Source organism: Xanthobacter sp. BG11Y11_SDJG, assembly GCF_057364445.1.
In genome coordinates, this window is the sequence record NZ_JBNFNU010000613.1 from 1 (window position 1) to 1,669 (window position 1,669).

General features: G+C 71.8%; 2 protein-coding genes and 1 pseudogene. 2 read left to right on the forward strand and 1 reads right to left on the reverse strand.

Annotated elements, in window-relative coordinates; genetic code table 11:
• Together AC2W7M_RS24975 and AC2W7M_RS24980 are read left to right on the forward strand one after the other, a co-directional pair.
• Positions 1–948 (forward strand): annotated as a pseudogene (locus tag AC2W7M_RS24975) (5-methyltetrahydropteroyltriglutamate--homocysteine methyltransferase); the annotation flags it as partial.
• Positions 936–1,190 (forward strand): hypothetical protein, encoded by a 255-nt coding sequence (locus AC2W7M_RS24980; RefSeq protein WP_486135757.1) that lies wholly within the window; start codon positions 936–938, stop codon positions 1,188–1,190. The pseudogene AC2W7M_RS24975 and the gene AC2W7M_RS24980, both read left to right, overlap by 13 nt.
• A gap of 146 nt (positions 1,191–1,336) precedes the next feature.
• Here AC2W7M_RS24980 and AC2W7M_RS24985 read toward each other — a convergent pair.
• On the reverse strand, positions 1,337–1,669 hold a 333-nt coding region (locus AC2W7M_RS24985; protein ID WP_486135759.1), incomplete at its 5' end, for a helix-turn-helix transcriptional regulator.

Consider the following 1,669-nt stretch of genomic DNA (forward strand, 5'->3'; position numbering starts at 1 on the left):
ACCCGCCGCGCGGCGCCCGCGCGCGTGCCGGTGGCCGCCCCGGCCATTCCCGCGCTGGCGGTGATGGGTATCGGCTCCTGGCCGCGCCCGCGCTGGATGATCGACGCCATGCACGCTTATGTGGAGGGCCGCCTGCCGGAGGCGGCGTTCCACGAGACCGCGGACGATGCCGTCCGCCTCGCCATCGCCGCGCAGGAGAAAGCGGGCGTCGACGTGGTGACGGACGGCGAGCAGCGCCGCGACAGCTATGCCAGCTTCGTCGCCAGCCGCCTCGACAATTGCCAGCTCATCCCGCTCACCGACCTGCTGCCGCTGGTGGACCACCCGGAGGAGTTCGAGGCCGAGCTGCGCGCCCTCGACATCCCGGCCGGCGACGTGCGCCACCCGGCGGTGTTCGGCAAGCTCTCGCGCTCGCGCCCGCTGGTGGCGCACGAGGTGGACTTCGCCCGCAGCGTGACGCAAAAGCCGGTGAAGGTGGCGCTGCCGGGCCCCTATCTCCTCACCCGCACCATGTGGATGGAGTGCATCTCTGACCGCGCCTATGACAGCCGCGAGGAACTGTCGGCCGACATCGTCCGCGTGCTGCGCGAGGAACTGGCGGAATTGATGGATGCCGGCGCCGCGCTGATCCAGTTCGACGAGCCGGTGCTGTCCGAGGTGGTGTTCTCGGGCGCCAAGAGCAAGCGCTCCTTCATGTGCGGCGCGCTCTCGGAATCGCTCGCGCCGCAGGAGGAGCTGGCGTTTGCCCGCGATCTGCTCAACGCGGTGCTCGACGGCTTCCCGCGCGAACGCACGGCGCTCCACGTGTGCCGGGGCAATTGGACGCCGGACGAGAGCGTCGCGCTTTCGGGCTCCTACACGCCGCTGGTGGCGACGCTCGCCGACGTGCGGGTGGGCGCCTACCTGCTGGAGATGTGTACCCCGCGCGCGGGGAGATGGAGATCCTGAAGGGGCTGCCCCAGGACGCCCGCATCGGCGTCGGCGTGGTCAACCAGAAGGACCCCCAGGTGGAGGCGGTGGACGCGGTCGCCGCGCGCATCGCCCACGCCGTCGACCTGTTCGGGCGCGAGCGGGTGCTGCTGCACCCCGATTGCGGCTTCGCCACCTTCGCCGACAATCCCATCTGCTGCACCGGCTCGGCCACCGACAAGCTCGCCGCCATCGCCGCCGCGGTGGCGCGGGTGCGGTAGCGTCGGCCGCAGCCCGTTTGGACAATCTCAGAGAGGGGTGCCCGGGGCTCCCGCAGATCCTTGAGCCGCGTATGGATGGCCAGAACAAGCCCGGGCCTGACTGCGGTGGTCGCGGCCAGGCCCCTTTCCGATTGCCGGACGGGCGCTCAGTCCTCGCTCTGGGAGGCGCGCCAGCGGCTGGGCGTGGTGCCGGTCCAGCGCTGGAAGGCGTGGTCGAAAGCGCTGTGGGTGGTGTAGTCCAGCGCCTCGGCGACCCGGCCGATGGGCAGTTCGGTGAGCGCCAAAAGCTCGCGCGCCACGGTGCCGCGCACCTGGTCCTTGATGTCCTCGAAGGTGGTGCCGCGCGCGGCGAGCTGGCGCGCCAATGTGCGCGTGCTGACGGCCAGCTCCCGCGCCACCTGGTCCCGCCCCGCCTCGCCGGTCATCAGCGCGGGCGCAAGGCATGGCGCACCCGCGCCGCAGAGATCGTCGAGGCGCCG

Coding starts and splice junctions, on each gene's coding strand:
- AC2W7M_RS24980 (WP_486135757.1), top strand. CDS start 936: ATGGAGATCCTGAAGGGGCTGCCCCAGGACGCCCGCATCGGCGTCGGC.